The organism is Gaetbulibacter sp. M240 (assembly GCF_043876815.1).
GTDB lineage: Bacteria > Bacteroidota > Bacteroidia > Flavobacteriales > Flavobacteriaceae > Gaetbulibacter_A.
This window is the reverse complement of the sequence record NZ_JBAWKA010000001.1, coordinates 996,554-1,016,910: the sequence shown is the minus strand read 5'-3', so window position 1 is coordinate 1,016,910 and position 20,357 is coordinate 996,554. Positions and strand designations below refer to the sequence as shown.

At 35.2% G+C, this 20,357-nt stretch carries 13 protein-coding genes; 1 reads left to right on the top strand and 12 read right to left on the bottom strand.

The window, feature by feature from the left end; translation table 11 throughout:
- Positions 1-286: 286 nt before the first annotated feature.
- The 7 genes from V8G61_RS04510 to V8G61_RS04480 all read right to left on the bottom strand — a co-directional run bounded on the left by V8G61_RS04510 (position 287) and on the right by V8G61_RS04480 (position 12,507).
- The gene (locus tag V8G61_RS04510; protein WP_394874256.1) at positions 287-1,795 is read right to left on the bottom strand and encodes a sialate O-acetylesterase; all 1,509 of its coding nucleotides are present in this window, start codon (positions 1,793-1,795) and stop codon (positions 287-289) included.
- Between the two features lie 272 nt (positions 1,796-2,067).
- Positions 2,068-2,751, bottom strand: coding sequence for a hypothetical protein (locus V8G61_RS04505; RefSeq protein ID WP_394874255.1), 684 nt, complete (start codon positions 2,749-2,751; stop codon positions 2,068-2,070).
- A 10-nt stretch (positions 2,752-2,761) separates the two neighbouring features.
- Entirely contained in the window at positions 2,762-4,363 is a 1,602-nt protein-coding gene (locus V8G61_RS04500; RefSeq protein WP_394874254.1) for a RagB/SusD family nutrient uptake outer membrane protein, read from the bottom strand.
- Positions 4,364-4,382: 19 nt separating this feature from the next.
- A complete protein-coding gene (locus tag V8G61_RS04495) occupies positions 4,383-7,460 on the bottom strand; it encodes a SusC/RagA family TonB-linked outer membrane protein (RefSeq protein WP_394874253.1) in 3,078 nt (1,025 codons plus the stop codon).
- Between the two features lie 1,083 nt (positions 7,461-8,543).
- On the bottom strand, positions 8,544-9,446 hold the full coding sequence (locus tag V8G61_RS04490; RefSeq protein WP_394874252.1) for an alpha/beta hydrolase: 903 nt from the start codon (positions 9,444-9,446) through the stop codon (positions 8,544-8,546).
- An 11-nt stretch (positions 9,447-9,457) separates the two neighbouring features.
- The gene (locus V8G61_RS04485) at positions 9,458-10,681 is read right to left on the bottom strand and encodes a glycoside hydrolase family 88 protein (protein ID WP_394874251.1); all 1,224 of its coding nucleotides are present in this window, start codon (positions 10,679-10,681) and stop codon (positions 9,458-9,460) included.
- A complete protein-coding gene (locus V8G61_RS04480) occupies positions 10,678-12,507 on the bottom strand; it encodes a hypothetical protein (RefSeq protein ID WP_394874250.1) in 1,830 nt (609 codons plus the stop codon). Before V8G61_RS04480 ends, V8G61_RS04485 begins: the two co-directional genes overlap by 4 nt.
- Before the next feature lie 913 nt (positions 12,508-13,420).
- On the opposite strand from V8G61_RS04480, the gene V8G61_RS04475 reads away from it, so the two are divergent.
- Complete coding sequence (locus V8G61_RS04475) at positions 13,421-14,878, top strand: sialate O-acetylesterase (protein WP_394874249.1); 1,458 nt, start codon at positions 13,421-13,423, stop codon at positions 14,876-14,878.
- 250 nt (positions 14,879-15,128) lie between these two features.
- Here V8G61_RS04475 and V8G61_RS04470 read toward each other — a convergent pair whose 3' ends face one another.
- The 5 genes from V8G61_RS04470 to V8G61_RS04450 form a co-directional block, all read right to left on the bottom strand.
- A complete protein-coding gene (locus tag V8G61_RS04470) occupies positions 15,129-16,424 on the bottom strand; it encodes an MFS transporter (RefSeq protein ID WP_394874248.1) in 1,296 nt (431 codons plus the stop codon).
- Between the two features lie 63 nt (positions 16,425-16,487).
- Positions 16,488-17,156 carry a bifunctional 4-hydroxy-2-oxoglutarate aldolase/2-dehydro-3-deoxy-phosphogluconate aldolase gene (locus tag V8G61_RS04465; protein ID WP_394874247.1) on the bottom strand — a complete coding sequence of 223 codons (669 nt, stop codon included), beginning with the start codon at positions 17,154-17,156 and terminating at the stop codon, positions 16,488-16,490.
- A 111-nt stretch (positions 17,157-17,267) separates the two neighbouring features.
- Positions 17,268-18,308 carry a PfkB family carbohydrate kinase gene (locus tag V8G61_RS04460; RefSeq protein WP_394874245.1) on the bottom strand — a complete coding sequence of 347 codons (1,041 nt, stop codon included), beginning with the start codon at positions 18,306-18,308 and terminating at the stop codon, positions 17,268-17,270.
- A 56-nt stretch (positions 18,309-18,364) separates the two neighbouring features.
- Positions 18,365-19,564 carry a DUF4861 family protein gene (locus V8G61_RS04455; protein ID WP_394874244.1) on the bottom strand — a complete coding sequence of 400 codons (1,200 nt, stop codon included), beginning with the start codon at positions 19,562-19,564 and terminating at the stop codon, positions 18,365-18,367.
- Entirely contained in the window at positions 19,554-20,345 is a 792-nt protein-coding gene (locus V8G61_RS04450; RefSeq protein WP_394874243.1) for a gluconate 5-dehydrogenase, read from the bottom strand. Before V8G61_RS04450 ends, V8G61_RS04455 begins: the two co-directional genes overlap by 11 nt.
- Positions 20,346-20,357 lie beyond the last annotated feature (12 nt).

Genomic DNA, 20,357 nt, shown 5'->3' with positions numbered 1-20,357 from the left:
AAATTAATAAGCCAACATTGTTTTTGGGTGGAATATTGACAATAAAAAGGGTGGTTTTTAAAAAACAAGTTGCATATCCATAATAATTACTAGGATTTGAATTGATTTTCTTTTTTTTATTTGATTTGAATTTCACAAAACAAAGGTGATTAAATCATTAATTTTTAAAATTTAATCGCAACCAAGATGAATACTTGTAAAAATACTGTGGCTAATTTTGACTTAACCAATTCTAAAATCAATATCATAAAGTGAAAAAGGAATTCAAAATATGAGGAATTTAATATTATTTAATTTCTAATTCAGATATATCTACCGCATTAGAGGGTTGAAAGTTATCGGTTCTAAATGGATATACTGGAAGCCCTGACTTGTTCTGTAAATTCGTCATAGCACCATCTGTAAATGCATAGCGCACAGCTACAGGTTTATTCACAAAAGGAGAGGAAACAATAATCTTATTTCCTTTAATCACAGCTTTTGCAGGATAAAATTTGACGTCTTTTCCTGAAATTTTAAAACCCTTCACCGCTTCATTATCTTTAGTACTTAAACCATTGCCTAAAGATTCTTTTGTAAAAGATATTATGATTTTATTTTTATGAATCTTGTGAGATTTATAAACAGGTCCTAAATATTGAACATCAACCGCATAATCTTTGGACAAAGCCATTAAAGCTAAACGAATCCCTATATCCTTTTTGTTTCGGGGATGGGAATCTGAGCGCTCATCAGGGTTCAACATCAAATCACTGGTAACAACAATACCTGTATTGAATATATTCGTAATAGAACTTTGAGCTTCTCGAAAATAACCTCTTGTAAATTTGGTATCATTATCTTCCTTATCCTTATAAAATCTGGGAGTCATTTGAACCGCGTAAAAAGAAAAATCCCTGCCCCAGTCTTTCCGCCAATCTTTAATAAGATCCATATTGGCTTTGGCATAGAGATCATTTTGTCCCACATTCGATTCTCCCTGATACCAAATGGTGCCTTTTATAGCAAATGGAATTAAAGGAGCTATCATAGCATTATAAAAAATGCTTGGTTTTTTATAAATGGAAGTGGTTACCGGTTCCAAATATTCTTTTTTAAATTCTAAATCAGAAGCCAATAGTTCTCGCTTCATCCAGCATTGAATACCAGAACCTGAAAAAGCACTCTGAATTAAACCAATGGGTACATTTAGTTTTTTATTACTATTTAATTCCTTGCCGAAATAATAAGCAACAGCCGAAAAATCAGCCACTGTTTTGGGAGTACACGATGACCAGATTCCTTGAAAATTAACCTGAGGGCTATTAGAACTATCCTTTTTTACGTTGAATAAGCGTATATTTCTATAATTCGCCTTGGCTATCTCATTTTCATAATCTACAACCCCCAATAAATTCCCTTTAGGTTTAAGCGGAAACTCCATATTTGACTGGCCGGAACAAAGCCACACCTCACCAATGAGAATATTTTTTAATTCAATCGTATTTGACGGCCCTAAAATCGAAAGGTCGTATACAGGTGCTTCTCCCGGCATGGCTTTAGGTGTCTTCACCTTTATAATCCAATTTCCTTCAATATCACATACAGTTTTCAATGATTCGCCCCAACTAGACTTTAAACAAATTTCAGATCCCGGTTTTCCCCATCCCCAAATGGGAACTTGGGTATTTTGTTGTAATACCATGTTGCTCCCAAATATATTTGGCATCGAAACATTTTGTGCAATTGTTTCTTGAATTAATACAAAAGCGATTAAAATCGAGCCTACTTTTGATTGAAAAAAAAGTCTATTCATAATGAATTATTCTGTTTTACTTTTTCTCATTTTGGTGACTAATCATGGGTTATAAAATTTCCCATTTTGGGCTTTTCGGATTTACAGGTATAATGTGTTTTCCGCAGGCATAATAAGCACTAATTTTTAATAAAAAATTAAAAACCTTTAAAAATCGCCTTTTGAAAACATAGATTATTTCCATTATATTAAATACAATATCGGTGATAAATTACTTTTAAAATATAATTTACCACCGATAATTTATAAATCTGACTCCTTAGAAATTTTAATTAATAAGGCTTGTTCCTAACAGGATCGGCAATATAATGACCTATTCCATTTTTAAAAACATAATTATGGCGTTGTACAAATTCAGGCTGAGATGTGGCTGTTGATGGTAATGGTACCGGAGCTGTATTAATTTGTATTCTCCAAGTATCATTACGTGCAAAAGCAATAAGTCCATCTTCACCGGGTATCAAAGTTTGAAATAAATACGGAACGAAACTCTCTGCTAATGTAGGTACCTGAGCTATATAAGACTGAACTATATGGTATCTTAAAACAGTTCTTAATTTTTCAACATCAGCTCTAGCCATGGTTTCATCCGGTGTTTCTCCAGAAGGTATTGTACTCGATCCGGTTACAATTTGGATCACATCACCACCTCCTAAAAAAGCAGCATTATTTAAGAGTAAATAGGTTCTCTCCGTAGTGGCCGTTTGGTTATATTCATCCTCCATTCCTGCTCTTTTAATGGCAGCGATCAAATAGTTAAGTTCTTGATTATGAAAACTACCATTATCATTTAGTTTTGTTCTTGTTTGTATATACTCCCAAGCCGTCATATTATCGAAAGGATCAGTCAAATCTACATCAGGCTTAAAGTTAAATCTGTCTTGTGGTTCTAAATCACAACCCGAAATACTAAAGGCCAAAATAAAGAACAGTAAAAATTTTATATAATTTTTCATGATTTTTCTTTTAATTATTATACGCTTCATTCTGATTGAGTAAAGGATTTTCAATTAAATGTTCCACAAATATTGGCCATAACTCACGCCCTGGTGTTAATGGCAATGCGTTTTCCCTTCCCGCTAAAACTGGATCTAAAACCTCACTTGCCTTGTTATTTCTTACTAAATCCCACCATCTTTTTCCTTCTCCGAATAATTCAAATTGGCGCTCATCTAGGATAAAATTCAATCGTTCATCTGGTGAAGCTCCAAACTCAATGGGATCTACCAATGGCAATTGTCTTGCTGTTCTTACTTGATTAACAAGTTCTAAAGCTCTAATATCATTGCCAAGTTGGTTCTCTGCTTCAGCCAAAAGAAGAATCATATCGGCATATCGGTAAAGCACTATATCAGTGTCGTCCAAATCAGATCTTTGAGGAGTTTGATTCCATTTTGCTGTTCTTGCCGAACCAATTTCAACACTGCTAAAATTATCTACACGACCTTCTCGACTATAATAATATCTCCAATCTCCATAAACCGGTTGCTCAACTTCTATAACACCTCCCATTCCATCATCAACAGTAACGGTTCTTGTTAGTGCTGGGTCTGTACCTGGATACTTGGTAACCCATCCTAATGAATCAATAGGAAATTTATCTCGCCACTTATTTTCAACAACTTCAGAAATAGCGTATGATGGGATTGGTGAAAAATATACGGCTTGAACACCAGACCTATTCAATGGGTGACTACCTCCAAACCTAACCTGCTCTTCAAGATTATATTGAATTGACATTATAAGCTCCGGTCCTGTTTGAATTTTACCTCTACCTTCCGGAAAATTTTGGCTCGCTAAATTGTTGTAGAATAAATCATCCCAGGCCTCAGGTGTGGTTACCAAGCTATGCTCACCAAGATTAATTAATGCCTCAATGGCCTGTTTAGCCTTGGCATAATCATTCAACCACATATAAACCTCTGCCTGAAGTGCATAAACACTGGCTCTGGAAAACCTAAAATTACTGGATGGAATTGTTAATAGCTCTTCTGCTTTTAACATATCCGCAATAACCACATCATTCATAATCGTTGTGGCATCGGTCGCGGGTTTCATTGCTTCAGATAAGAGCGTTACCGGCTCTGTAAACAACGGTACATCTCCCCAAACTCTAATGGCATCAAAATAGCCCTTCGCTCGGATAGCATAGGCCTCACCCAAAAAGTTTTTATTGTATCCAGATATTTTTGGAGCATTGAAAATAACCTGATTTGCCCGTTCAATCATTAAATACAGTCTATCCCATCGCGTTTGAGGATTACCCGGAGTAATGTTATTATTAATAATATCTAAATCATCACCATTGGCCTGTGCTCCGATTGATTGATGATTCTCCGATCTTATTTCTCCCCAATAAAATGTATTGGTGGCATAGGCGTTTTGCAAACCATCGTAGGCGGCTGTTAACGCAGTTTCTAAATCTTCGTTATTTCGAAAAAAGTTCTCCGGTGATATTTCACTTTCCGGTACTTCATCCACAAGGTCATCACAAGAATTGGCAATAAATATTACCAAACACATTGTTACAAAAACCTTTACTTTATTTAAATTATTATTTCTTAACATGTTTATTTTTTTTAAACTATTAAAATTGAACTTTTAAACCTAAAATGATCTCGCGATTATTAGGATATCTTAAAAAATCTTGGTTCGGTTGTAAAGGATTTCCTCTACTTCCTAATTCAGGATTGTATCCCTCATAATTAGTCCAGGTCATTAAGTTATTTACAGCTAGATTAAGAGAAGCACTTTTAAATAAATTCATTTTATCCAATACTGATTTCGGAAAATCATAATTGAAACGAATATATCGCCATTTGATGTAACTACCATCTGTCACAAAAAAACTGTTTGGCCTTAGTCGGTTTTGTACCACTCTAGTTAAGCGTGGGTAAACCGTCATATCTCCTTGTTCTCTCCAAGCACCCGTAATACGGTCTGGTCCAGGAGTTTCATTAGCAGAGTTTAAATCATTTCTAACTTCATCATAAACTCTATATATATCAAACCCAAAACTATAATCAAAAAGTACACTCACACTAAAGTTTTTATATCTTAAATTATGGGAAAAACCTCCATAGGTTGTTGGTAGTCCATTACCTATTACTTGCCTGTCATTGTTATCAATAACAAAGTTACCATCCAGATCCTGCCAAAAAATATCTCCCCCACGTAAGGTTTGGTTATTTGCTCTAAGTTGTTCAACATCTCCGGTGTAATCAGATCCGTTCAATGTATAATTGGTAAAGGCTCCGGTACTGTCAAAATTTGGTGTTAATTGTACGCCGTCAGGAGTAAATGCATTAGATTCGTCATACGGAAACACACCTAAGTTTTTGTATCCATAAATGTTACCTATTGGTTGTCCTTCTTCAATTCGGTAAGCACCTGACTCAAATGGCGTACCACCATCCAATTTAGTGACTTCATTTTCCAGATAGCCAATATTAAAATTACTTGTCCATGAGAAATCTTTTGCTTTAAGCAAAGTGCCTGTAATATTCAAATCAATACCTCTATTATTTACGGCTCCAACATTTCTTCGAATTCCCGTAAAACCGGATTCCTCGGGTAACGGCGTATTCGCCAAAAGACCTGTGGTGTTCTTCTCCCAAAGATCAAAATTTATATCTAATCTGTTTTTAAACATGGATAAATCAAATCCCAAATTCACCGATTCGGTCTCTTCCCAGCTTAGCTCTGAATTTCCCAGACGTGTAGATCCAATCCCAGCCATGCCATTGTAATCAAAACCTGGTTCAAAAGCACTTGTAAATTCATAATTACCTATACGCTCATTACCAACAACACCCCAACTGGCGCGAAACAGCAAGTTATTAATTAAAGCATTATTTTTAAGAAAGTTTTCATTGGTAACTCTCCAGCCCAATGTAGCCGATGGGAAATAACCGAATTCATTTTCATCACCAAACCTCGAAGATCCATCGCGTCTTATGGTTGCTCCAATCAAATATTTATTGGCGAAGTCATAATTAAACCCACCAAATAACGAGTAGATATTGTGATTTTCATTAAAATTATTGGCAATAATGGAACCCGGTGCGGCATTATTAAATGTCCTTATTATTTCATTATTAAATGTTGGTGAGTATATATCAGAAAAAGCCCTGCTATATTTCTGTATTTGCATACCCCCAAATGCTGCAAAATTATGTTTACCCCACTTATTCCTATAATTTAAATAATTCTCTTGCTGAATATCATAGGTTCTATCTCTACGTTCGCTACCTCTTGGTGTACCTGTAGCAAAATTCCCGCTTAAAAGCCTTGGTTCAAAAAATTCGCGCTCAAATAATCTGAAATTGATCCCCAAGGTTGATTTAACCTTAAGTTTTGGCAATACCTCTAATTCCGCATAAGTAAAAATTTGAGAACGGTAGTTTTTATTATCTAAAATTCTAAAGTCTGCATCAGCCAGTGGATTTCTCTGCCCGGCTATTGTAGGCGTATACGACCCATCAGGTTGAAAAAGTGGATAATAAGGCACACGAAATGTTACTTGCCTCCAAGCGTTATTCTCATTTACTCCATATTGTTTATCATACGACAGGTTTATCCGTGTTCCCACTTTCAATGTCCTAGTTGGGTTAACATCAACTCGTAGTTGTGTATTAATCCTTCTATAACCACTACTTCTTACAATACCCTCAGAATTTAGGAATCCTGTGTTAAAATAATATTTGGTTTTTTTATCACCGCCGCTTAAAGCCACATTGATTTGTTGCCTGGTCGCCATTCTGGTAATCAATTCCTGTAAATCATATGAATTTCTTCGGAGTAAATTTAACGAGTCCAACTCCCCACCAGTCGGGTTATCCGGATTATTACTTCTAAGTCTTTCGTATAAGGTTCGTTGAGCTGCGTTTGAAACCGGAAGATCTCCCACCAAAGTACTCAAACCTGTAATAGATGAAACATCTAAAGAAAGCTTTCCTTCCTTACCAGATTTAGTTGTTATCAAAACCACACCATTAGCAGCTTTTGAACCATAAATTGCGGCCGTTGCACCATCCTTTAAAACTTCTATGGATTCAATATCATTTGGGTTTAAATTATCTATATCCTCCAATTGCTGGCCATCCACCACATACAAGGGTTGTGTACCTGCGCCAAAGGTTGATACACCCCGTATTTGAATGTCGAATCCAGCACCCGGACCGTTATTGGTTGCAATTTGAACACCCGCAAGTTTACCTTGAACGGCATCAAATGCAGTAATGGGTGTAGCTTGTTCCATAGACTCAGCTTTGATTCCCGTAATGGAGCCCAATACTTTCTTTTTATCTACAGCAGCATATCCAATAACTACCACTTCATTAAGAGCTTCCATGTCCTCTTGAAGAACTACAGAAATAGTTGTTTGGTTGCTAATGGTGATTTCTTCAGTAACGTATCCTAAATAGGAGAACACTAAAGTTTTCGATCCCGGTCTCATAGTAATACTAAAATTACCATCAAAATCAGTTACTGTTCCGTTACCGGTTCCCTTTTGCAGAACATTAACTCCAGGTAAGGGCATACCATTAGCGCTACTAACTGCTCCAGTAATCCTTTCTTGAGCTTGTGAATTTACAACCGAAAAAATTGACATTAAAAGGAACAAAATCAGCACCTTATTCCGGGACCTACCTTCTGTTTTCATTTTTTGTTTAATCATTAGTTTTTTAGTTTAGATTAGTGAATTCATTTATGTCTGGTTTTTCAAAAATCATATGTCCCAATTATTTTAATGGCTTTGTTAATTTTCTATCCTTAGTTAAATATAAAACCAATAAAATATCCAATAAAATTTGTAAACAATGGATCAGTGTTAAGATCCATTTTCAAATAGAAATACGATTTAGCTTTTCAAACATAAAAACATATTCACAAATTTATATTTAACATTTTTTCATTGGTGTGAAAATCTTAAGGGTTTAGTTAGAATTTCAGAAAATATAGGTGAATAAGGCAAAAAAGCATCAATTTTTCTGTTGATTTATAAAAATCTTAGTTGATTTCACTACCAATAAAGTAACAGGTATAAAGAAGTAGAATTTGATTGTTAGAATTACCTTATTCATTATGAAAGAAAAATCTAAACATCAGGTCTTAGAATCTAAACAAAAACAGTCAAATTAAGCAATACCAGAGGCAAGGCATCATTAATATTTGAGGATATTGCATCTGAATAAATCCCATCAGAATCTTTTAGCACATTATTTTTAATTCGCTATTTCGGTATTCGAAAAATAAACGATTATGACATAACACCGCATGTCATTTCCTCAGGAAAAAGGTGAATATATTAATGTAAAATAAGCGATTATTAGTTAAGGTTTTCCCAAACGAAAATGTAAATTGTCTTTATGAAATAAGAGGAAAACCAAGCCATTTAAATCCATAATTAACGTTTGTTTTCAAGACAATGAAATTCTAGAATAAAAAAATAACTGAAATCTTTAATCTGTTCAATTTCAATGCTATTTCAAAAATATTCTAAAAATCATTGAATTTAGAACGGGTTTAGAAATCCAATTTTAAGTTGGGACTTAAGTGGAATAATAGTTCTTTGGGTGAATAGAAACTAAGTGCATTTAAAAATAAAGACATAAATTTATAGAAAATATAATACCCATAGAATATGAATAAAGCATGTATAACCGTAAACCAGATGCTTAGTTATTCAACTATTCGCCTGGTTAATTTGTAAATCGAAACTCGTTTTAACATCTTTAAAACGAGCTCAATTCGGAATTGGAATTTGAATATTGGTTTTTTCTTCGATTAAGCCTAAGGACTGTAAAAACCTGTCAGTTTCACTTAAAGTTTCCATATAACCCCTTTTACTGTTGTTATAATTAAAGAAACCGTGCCCAAGTCCATCATAAATCTTTAATTCACAGACACTTCCAACTTTTCGCATAATCATTTGATAATATTGAACCGTTATTACAGGTATTAACTTATCCTGATTGCCGATGAAAATAATTGTAGGAGGTGCATCCTTTTCAATATTATGCAAAGGAGAAAACTCCTTATATTCTTCTCCAATCCGATCGTAGCCATAGCCTCCTGGACCATTATCTATCACAGGGTTAAATAGAACCAAAGCATTTGGGACACAGCTGATGGAAAGATCATCGCTTACTTCATTAAAATCGTCTATTAAGGCCGTTGCAGCGGCAAGATGACCACCTGCAGAACCTCCTGAAGCAATTATTTTTAAAGGGTCTATTTGAAATTTAGTTGCATTTTTTCGTATAAACCTAACCGCAGATTTAGCGTCCTTTACACTTTCAAATGGTGTAGTATGGTTATCGTTTCTTGTTCTGTAATCTGCAAGGAAGCAAACAATTCCTCTTTGCGCCAAATAGTTGGCTTGGTTTCTAAACTGTGATTTATTACCAGTCATCCATCCTCCACCAAAAAAGAATATCATTGCCGGATATTTCTTTAACGAATCCATTTTTTTAGGATAAATGACTTCTAAATATAACTTTGTAGAGTCTATATTTTTGTACAACATCGGGCTTTGTCCTAGACAAACAGTATTACAAAAAATAAAACCAAGTAATATTAATTTTAAAATATTATTTTTTATCACATTCATGCCAGATTCATATAAAAGCGGGAGGCTTTTCTTCATAATATTAAACTTTATTTGATTTTATTTAAACCATTAAGCCTCATTAATGCTTCCAGGTAATAATAATCGGCATAAATAATTGGAACTTCCACTTCACTATCAAATGGTTTGAAGCCCGTACTATTGAGTAAAATAAAACCATAACTATCGCCTATTTTGGTTTTATAATTTCTTGATATATTTTTCAAAATGGTATTGGCATAAGTCACGAATACTTCCTTATTTTCACTATACTTGCTCAGTTCATACAACGCAGAAGCTATTACTGTGGCAGCCGAAACATCACGTGGTTCGTTAGGAACGTTTGGCGCATCAAAATCCCAATAAGGTATTAAATCATTTGGAAGATTATTATTTGAAAAAATAAACTGGGCAATCTTTTCAGCTTGCTTTAAATAAATTTCATCCTTTGTATAGCGATAACATAAAGTGAAACCATAAAGACCCCAAGCTTGACCTCTGGCCCAGGCAGAATCATCAGAGTAACCCTGAAACGTATTTTTATTTTGTGAATTTCCCGAAACAGGATCGTAATCTACTACGTGGAAACTGCTATTATCATCTCTAAAATGGTTTTTTAAAGTAGTGTTTGCGTGATGCACTGCTATTTGATGGTAAATAGAATCACCGGTTATTTTGGTAGCCTCAAAAAGTAACTCCAGATTCATCATATTATCTATAATTACCGGAAAATCCCATTCATGTTCTTCACTACTAAAATCCCAGGAACGGATAGCGCCAACTTGAGGGTTAAAACGACCAATTAATGTTTTTGCCGATTGGACAATTACATCTTTATATTCTTTATTGTTTGTAAGTCTGAAGCCATTACCAAAACTACAATTTATTTTAAAGCCCATGTCATGAGTTGTAGCATTGAATTTTTCCCGTTCAATTTCGGTTGTGAATTTTTTAGCAACTTTTAACCATTTTTTATCATTTGAATACTCATATAAGTACCAAAGTACTCCGGGAAAAAATCCACTAGTCCAATCACTGCTTGAAACTAGTTTCAATTCTCCATGCTCTAAGGTACGAGGTAAAATTAAAGGTAAATCTCCAGTAATTATCGGTAATTTTTCTTTCGAATTCCTTATTTCCTTAAGGATTAGCTTCGTCTGGGCTTCGGCATGTGTAAAAGCACTATCTAAATTTTGACTATTCACCCTTAATGGAAAATAAAACATTAAAATTAAAGATGTTATTAGCCCGTATATTTTAAAATTGAATTTCATTCTTCAATAGTTTCAGATTTAAGCAAGTCCCAATTTCCAGAATAATAAGCGGAATCAATTTTATTTACTAATGCCGAATTTTTTTTCGTTTTTGCTAAATACCGCAGATCACGATACAAATAATAGTTTAACCAGTACCCATAATTGTATTTCTCTTCTACTGAATGAGGTTGTTTATAAAAGGCGTACCAATCGGTATTTAATTGAAACTTTTCTGCTATATCAACAGCTTTTTTCGCTTTCAACCAGATATTATTTGCTACATCATTGAATAGTTGGTTAAAACTTTCATAATTCATTTTACCAGTATGAATTAAATCTGTCTGATCATTTATCCCAAGTTCCAATAAAGAAATTCGCTCCTCAAACACCTGATCCCCATCTAAGTCGTATTCAATGAGGTCTATAAACCCATTTTTATTGGTATCAGAGTATTTAACGGTTGCAAATTTGTCTGGAATATTTTGAATTCTGCCCTCAGCCCACCTGTCATATAATCCTCCAAAACCTTGAAATGAATAGGCCGTTTGGTCTATTCTCCAAGCTCCCCACTCTGCGCCATATAAATGAATTCTTCCATCAAATGCACCAATATATAGCTGCCCTTTTCCAGAATTATCCATATCAAACTCTCCACGATCTCCAGAAGCATCTGCTTGTTTATTGTCATCCAAACCCCCATTTTTCGTTCCTATCTTAAATAGATCTCCCGGCGTGTAGAATTCAACCCTCTCCCATCTATTGCAGTCATCATCTTCATCAAAAACAAAATAACATTGCTGCCATTCTCCTTCATTAAAAATTAAATCATAGGTCACATTTCTATCCGGATAAAATAGGGTGTCCATTTCTCTCCATCGGGAATCATACAAAAGTGTATCAATATTGGACTTTAAGCCTCTTAAATTTTTAAAATAATGGGCATGTTTACTATAGTCAAAACCCTTACCTTTTAGCAGCAGACTCATATCAAAATCAAATGCATTATCAGGACCATTATCATTATCCAAATCCCAGGTAATTGCGGAGTAATTAATTTTTTTACTGAAATTCACATCAATCTCCTTGTTCAATTTATCAAAACCTTTTTTCTTATTTTCCGAAGGTATAGAATCCCTGAAATGGGGTGTATCTAATAATCTTATTGCCATTTCTGTTAGATTGTCTCCATCTTCATCGTAAAAAATAAATGGATTTTCCCAACTGTACCGCATATCATTTATCCTAAAACTAGAGGCATGCATTTTCAGAAATGTAGAGTTACCACTGTAATCTTCGAAAAAATCAGCATGACCATTGTGCTCCCATGCTTTCATCATGATTTTATTCCAATCTACATAATGCATAATACCGTCACCGTCATCATCCAGCACATACATAAAATCCGCTTCCCAATCGAAGAAATTACGCTTATCCAATCCTGCGTTATTTACTAACAATTGGACGTCTGCCTTACCATCATCATTATTGTCGGACCAATCAATACTTAAATCATAGGGTCCGGCAAACAAGCCATCCCGATTCTTATCTATCAATAAACAATCACTATCAGTATCTCCCTCAAGATCTCCAAACTTCATATCATCATCATCATCTATCCACATAATTTGGATATGATCCCAAAGTACGCCTCTCAACACATCTGGATCTCCATCGCTATCCAAATCAATATAAGTTATATTGGAAATCATCGGATCTAAACGCCATGGTAAAAGCTGTGTATCCTTATTCCAGTAATCTACGTCTGTTTTTGTTTGGGCCCCCAAACTTGTAAAAAGAAAAAAAGCTATAATTGAAGGTAAATACCTTAATAGTCTGTAATGCATTCGTAATTGGTTTTAACAGCTTTTAGTATTAAAGTGACCCTTCTAAACTTTTACAGGTTATTAATCTCAAAAGCTTTTAATAAATTGTTTTGTTATTATTTAATTAATCTTTCCTGAAAATGCTCATCTATAATTTAGACACTGAATATTTATCATCATTTAGTCTAGCTTTAGAACCTTTAAACTTTAACCTGAGATATTAATATTTCAGGTGCTAACCTTAGCAAATACTGAATCGGATGAATATTCACTTCTATAGGTGAAAAAAACATTTACAAATCTTGAGGTAAATATATATTTAGACGCCTCTCATTTAGGGGGAATTTTGCAAGAATATGGTTTGATTATAGAAAATTATCCCTAAAATTTTTTAATTGAATTATTAAAATCATTAGAATTAAACCCAAAATTCCCAAGAAACCATTAAACACAATATTGGCTTATAAATCAACAATTTACCTTTTCATGGATGCAGATTGGTTTCAATTAAAAGGCAAATTTGATTTTACAATAAACGCACAAATCAATTTCAAATTTCTAACCTAAAAAATAATGGGAGATTTAACTTTGGATTGTCATTTTAAATAAAAAAAATGCCTGACTCAATTGTATTCAAAAAATAAAATTGGAGCTGCAAGTTCCTTAGATTTTTCGAAGGATGATTGTAAAACAAACCCGTTGTTGAAGTAAAACGATACAATATGGAAAATGGTGCAAAGGTTAAAAAAAACTGTTTGATGACAAACCATGAATTAAGCCAAAATTAAAACAACACTAAGTGAAATCATTACAAGAAAATATCACAAAATTATAAAACCGCGTAAACTAAATTACTTCTTAAAATGTTGTTTGAGACATAAACAAATATTAAGAAGATCATAAACTAAAAACAGTTAATAAAAAACACAATTTCATGAAACGAATTTCCTTAATTACAATTTTAGCATTTTTCAATCTATTATTAATTCAGCCCGTTTTGGCAAAGGTTAAGCTTCCGGCTATTATATCATCAAATATGGTTTTGCAGCGCAATACAACCATAATCATGTGGGGTTGGGCTGATCCTAAAGAGAAGATTTCAATTAATACCTCATGGATAGACACACCATTCAATATTCAAGCAGATAAGGAGGGAAATTGGAAAATTGAGGTAAAAACCACCAACAATAAAAATCCACAATCTATTTATATTTCAAGTAAAAATTCTAAAATTAAATTAGAAAATATCCTATTTGGAGAGGTATGGCTTTGTTCGGGTCAATCAAATATGGAACAACCCTTAACTGGGCACACAGCGCAACCAACATTTGGTTCTAATATGGCGATTGCAAAATCCAACAATCCAAATTTACGTTTGTTTACAGTGAAACGTATAGCGTCTAAAACGCCTTTGAAAGACGTTGAAAAATATATCTCCTGGGAACAAGCTTCACCGGAAACGGTCTCAAATTTTAGCGCAGTTGCTTATTTCTTTGGAAAAGAACTACAGGAAATTTTGGATGTTCCTGTTGGTATAATACATACCTCTTGGGGCGGTAGTTCTGTTGAGGCATGGATTAGTAAGGAGGTTATCAGCAATTTTCAAGAGGTGAATCTTGATAAAATAGATATTGACAAAGGAACAAATCACATCCCAACGGTACTATTTAATGCTATGATTGAGCCATTAATTCCTTATACCATTAAAGGGGTTTTATGGTATCAAGGGGAATCCAATCGACTGAAACCTAAACGTTACAAAGAACTTTTTCCTGCCATGGTTAAAGACTGGCGTGATAGATGGCAAATTGGAGAATTCCCATTTTATTATGTACAAATTGCCCCTTTCGAATACGGAACAAGAGACAAGGACACCACAAACCCTTATACCAATTCTGCTTTTATTCGGGAAACACAGTTACAGTGTGTAGATATTATTCCGAATTCGGGTATTGCCATAACCCTGGATCTCGGTTCGGAATATAGTATTCATCCTCCTAAGAAGAAGGAAGTTGCAGACCGGTTACTTTTTAATGCGCTTAATCAAACCTATAATTTCAAAACTATCGATTATTCAGGTCCTGTTTTTAGTTCGTTAGAAGAAAAAGATAGTGGACTTATAATAAAATTTAAAAATGCAGAACGTGGGCTTTTCACTCCCGATTCGTTAACCGGATTTGAAATTGCAGGTGAAGACAAAATATTTTATCCTGCTCAAGCTAAAATTGAAAATAAAAGAAACGTATTTGTAAAAAGTGATCAGGTTCCTAATCCTAAAGCGGTTAGATATGCCTGGCGTAATTACGTTCATGGAACCTTATATGATACGAATCTTTTGCCTGCATCATCCTTTAGAACAGATAACTGGGATAATGCCACTAATGTAAAATAATAGGTGTGCTTTTAAAAAGACCTCAATTGCCAGAGGATAAAAACATCTTTAAAACGTTGAGATAGATATCAATAAACACGAAAATTTTAACCCCTCTTTGGTCGAAATATCCCAGAATAAATTCATGAGGTTTTATTCTCATTGAGAATAAAAAAACAGAACCATTCGATTTGATAAATTATCATGTTCTATCAAATCGAATGGTTTTCCCTTAAATTTTCCTTATCAGTGGAATTTTATTAGATCATTATCATTTTTTCAGAACTAGATTTTCATCAAGAGGAGTCATTTTAGGCATTAATAAATGCACAATACCCAAAATAATCAAGTAACAAAAACCCGCAATCAAAAAGGCCCAAAAATAGCCGTTGTTACCAGCTTCATCTAAAACAGAGCCTAAGGCGAAATCAGCTACAATTCCTGCTAACGCACCCACCATTCCTCCAATTCCAACAACCGAGGCTGTCGCTTTTTTAGGAAACACATCCGACACCAAAGTAAAAATGTTTGCCGACCATGCCTGATGACCGGCAGCTCCAAGACCGATTAAAAATACAGCTAACCATTCATTTTTTGTAGTGGCTACGAGAGCCACAGGTAATATGATTACGGCACAAATTGCCAACGTGGACTTTCTGGCTTTGTTGATGCTCCAACCTCTTTTAATAAATACACCCGAAAGATAACCTCCTAATATACTTCCACCATCAGCCAAAATATAAATAACAAACATTGGTAGAGCAATATCGTGGATATTAACTCCAAAAGTATCAGCTAAAAATTTCGCACCCCAAAACAAGTAAAACCACCAAACGGCATCTGTTATTTTAGCCACAGCAAACGCCCAAGTTTGTCGTTTAGAAGCTACGGCTGTCCATGGTAATTTGTCTTCGTTTTCAATTTCAGAATCACTATTTATATAGTCCAGTTCTTCTTTACTTACTTTAGGATGCTTCTCCGGCTTCTTATACATTTTGTGCCATAAATAAACCCAAACAGCACTCAAAACACCCGTAATTAAAAACGGTATTTGCCAGTTTTTACCGTCTTCATGAACAATCCAACCTACCACAAATGGAGCTGCAATTGCTCCTAGGCTTGTTGCCGCATTAAAAAGTCCTGTGGCAAAGGCCCGGTCTTTCTTAGGAAACCATTCTGCCGTTGTTTTTATTGCCGCAGGAAAATTTCCAGATTCTCCCAAGCCCAATCCAAAGCGCGCTACAACGAAACCTATAATGCTCCAACCCGGACGCACTAATGCATGTAACATCCCAAAAACACTCCAGGTTCCTATGGAAAGGATATAACCTTTTTTCGTCCCTAAACGGTCAATGATACCCCCCATAGAGAGCATTCCTATGGCATAAGCAACTTTGAATGAAATCGTGATATAGGCATAATCCGTATTCGTCCAATGAAATAATTTTTCTAAGGTTGGTGCCAAAACACCGATAATACTTCGATCGAAGTAATTAATCGTAGTGGCGAACATCAATAGCGCCAGTATTCTGTAGCGGTAGTTACCTATATTTTTAGTTTTACTCATAATCTATATTAGTTTAGTTTAAGTTAAATTGAGTTCTAAATTCAATGGTTATGGTGAAATATTCTACTTTCTAACTTTTTCAATAATTTTTAAAGAATCTTTTATTTCTTGTTCTAGTTCCCCATATGCCTTCCTGGTGATAATATCCTTTGAAATGAGTTGTGAACCCATACCAACGCAGGTTACCCCCGCATCAAACCAGCCTTTCAGATTTTCTTCTGTGGGTGAAACACCGCCTGTGGGCATAATGTTGGTCCATGGTTGTGGACCTTTAATACCTTTTACAAACTTAGGACCGTAAATATCACCGGGAAATAATTTCACAATTTCGCAACCAAGTTCTTCTGCTTTTGCTATTTCGGTTAGGCTTCCGCAGCCGGGCGACCAGAGTACCTTTCGACGATTACATACTATAGCAATATCTTCCCTAAGTACCGGCGTAACCACAAAATTAGCACCTAAAGCCATATACAAACTGGCCTGAGCGGCATCAGTTACTGAGCCTACACCCAAAATCATTCCAGGGAGTTCTTTGATGGCGAACTTATTGAGTTCTCCAAAAACTTCATGAGCAAAATCGCCACGGGCAGTAAACTCCAACAAGCGGGCACCTCCTTCAAAGCAAGCCTTTAAAATATTTTTACCAAGTGCAATATCTTGATGAAAAAACAAAGGAATCAGTCCCGTTTCTTGCATGGTCTGTACTACTTCAATTCTTGTGTATTGAGCCATTTTTTTTGGATTTATTTTATTTGATACACCGGGCCAGGCCATTACAGGCTGGCCCGAGTACCACAGTAATTAAACTCAAACAATTACTACTAAAAAAATTTTATTAATCATTTATCTTGCTACTCTACCAGAAGCATCGCCTCCCATAAGTTTCTCCACTTCTGAAACGGTAACCAAATTCGCATCACCTTTAATGGTGTGTTTTAAACATGAAGCGGCCACAGCGAAGTTCAGTGCGTTTTGATCATTCTCCGGATAGGTTAGTAAGCCATAGATCAGGCCACCCATAAAACTATCCCCTCCTCCTACACGGTCTACAATATCAGTGATTTGATATTGCGGCGATTCATACATTTTATAACCATCGTATAAAACTCCCGCCCAGGTATTGTGCGAAGCAGAGATTGAACCTCTTAGTGTTGTGATTACTTTTTTCGCTTTAGGGAACTTTTTCATCATTTGCTGACATACAGATAAAAATGCCTCGGCTTTCACGTTATGACCTTCCGTTTGTACCGAAATACCACTTGGCTTAATACCAAAATGCATTTCAGCATCTTCCTCATTTCCTAAAATAATATCGCAATATGAGGTTAGTTCCGTCATGATTTTTTCTCGGTCACCACCATATTTCCAAAGCTTTGCCCGGTAATTCAGGTCTGTTGAAATGGTAATACCCAACTCACTTGCTGTTTTCACGGCCTCCAAACAAGCATCAGCAGCTCCTTGTGATATAGCCGGGGTAATGCCCGTCCAATGGAACCATTCTGCCTCTTTAAAAACAGCCTTCCAGTCTACCATACCCGGTTGAATTTCCGCCATAGCGGAATGAGCTCTATCATAAACCACTTTACTTCCCCGGCTTACAGCTCCGGTTTCCAGAAAATAAATCCCCAGACGGTCGCCTCCCCAAAGTATCTTATCCACGCCAACACCTCGTTTACGCAACTCCATCATTGCACATTCTCCAATATCATTCTTCGGTAAACGTGTTACAAAATCTACCGGAACACCATAATTAGCTAGCGATACTGCTACATTCGATTCGCCCCCACCATAAATCACATCAAAGCTACTGGCCTGTGAAAACCTCAAAAAGCCTTCTGGAGCTAATCTTAACATGATCTCTCCAAAGGTTATTACTCTACTCATTTTATTTGTATATGAAATTTTTATTGTTGTTAATATGTCAATAATAAACGTGTTCCCTAGTTAACAGAAACTTCTAAAGGAGCACTGATTTTCTTTCGAAAATCAGTTAAATACATTTCCCATTCTTTTTGGTTTTTGAACTGGCCACTTTTTTTCCAACCAAATCCTGCATAATAGGTTACTTTTCCATCAATTACTTTTAAGTGCATAAAAGCATTGCTCAGATCTACAGAATCGGTCTCAAATTTTTCGAGGTCTATGTAATACTTAGGGGTTGATATAATGGCCGTTCCAAGCTCTGAATCCTCCTGAGGCTTCCAGTATGTTAACCAATTTTCTTCTTTATTGAAAGTTACATTACCATTTTTCTCATGTAAGGTAAGTCCGGCTGAAATAGTATCTACACCTTCCAAAGAAATTTCAAATTTTGAAAGGTTACTTCCATAATCTAAACTTACTTTTTTAGACTCCTTAATCTTGGTTCCATCGGCATTCCAAATTCCATAATCCAAAATAAAACTGGTACGGATAGGACCACTTGTTATGGTTTTATATGATTTAAAATTTTTTGAGGCATAATAGATACTATCTTTTTTATACGCGATACCTCCAACACCACGACTCCTACCCACGTGAAAATTATCTAAACCTTCTCCGGTATCTTCATGATACGTACCAGTCTTTTCAGTATACTTTTTATACCAATTATCAATGATGGAATAATCAACCCGTTTTAACCAGGCATCAACCCCACTCGTTAAAGTACCTTCTTTCAACCCATTTTCATATCGATACTGAGCATTGGGACCGAATGTTCTAAATGCCACTCTGTTGTTTTCCCATGCATAATCATCAGTGCGTTCAGGAACAAACCTCGAATAACAAATTTTTTCACTCGAAACCAATTGGCTTGAATCGACTTTTACAAGTTGAAAAATGGTTTCAGAATTCGCCTTAACCTGGGGTTGAAATAAAATAGCATCTTTAGACCCATCATTATCATAATCAACCAACTGAGACCTAAGAAGTTCACTAGTATTAATGACTTTAATTCCATAGTAATTTAGATTTTCTAACTTCACAAGTGATTTTGAAATTTCTACAGTTTCAAATTGCCTGTCGATATTTAGATTATTTTTAACCTTAACGATAAGCTTGGATGGTTTCTCTTTACAGGAAATACAAAAAAATAATATTAAAAACGATATGAATAAATTCTGAGGTAATTTCATAAGATTTATTATTTTAAACTTCATTTGATGGTTTTCCGATAGTGGCCAGAATTCCCCCATCGACGTAAAGCACATGACCGTTTACAAAATCACTTGCTTTGGAACTTAAAAAGATAGCGGCCCCTTGTAAATCTTCGGGGTCACCCCATTTGCCTGCAGGAGTTCTACCAATAATAAATTCATTAAATGGATGTCCATTTACGCGTATAGGTGCGGTTTGGCTTGTTGCAAAATAGCCGGGACCAATGCCGTTTGTTTGAATATTATATTTAGCCCATTCCGTTGCCATGTTTCTAGTAAGCATTTTAAGCCCCCCTTTAGCAGCGGCATAGGCACTAACAGAATCTCTTCCTAATTCACTCATCATAGAGCAGATATTTATAATCTTGCCCCCACCGCGCTCAATCATACCTTTAACAACGGTTTTGGAGACGATAAATGGCGCTACCAAATCCACTTGAATGACGGCATTAAAATCGGAAACTTCCATATCAATTATTGGGGTCCGCTTAATTATACCGGCGTTGTTTATTAAAATATCAATTGGACCTACTTCCTCCTCAATATTTGCCACAGCTTCTTGCACGGCTTTTTCGTCAGTAACATCAAACACATAACCATAAGCATTTAACCCTGAAGCTTTATATTCCTGAACAGCATCTTCTAGCCTATCTTCCGAATAATTATTAACTACAATAGTAGCTCCGGCATTTCCCAAACCTTTAGCCATAGCCATTCCTAAACCGTGAACAGCGCCGGTAATCAAAGCAATTTTCCCTTTTAAATCGAATAAGTCTTTTGACATAAATTAAATTTT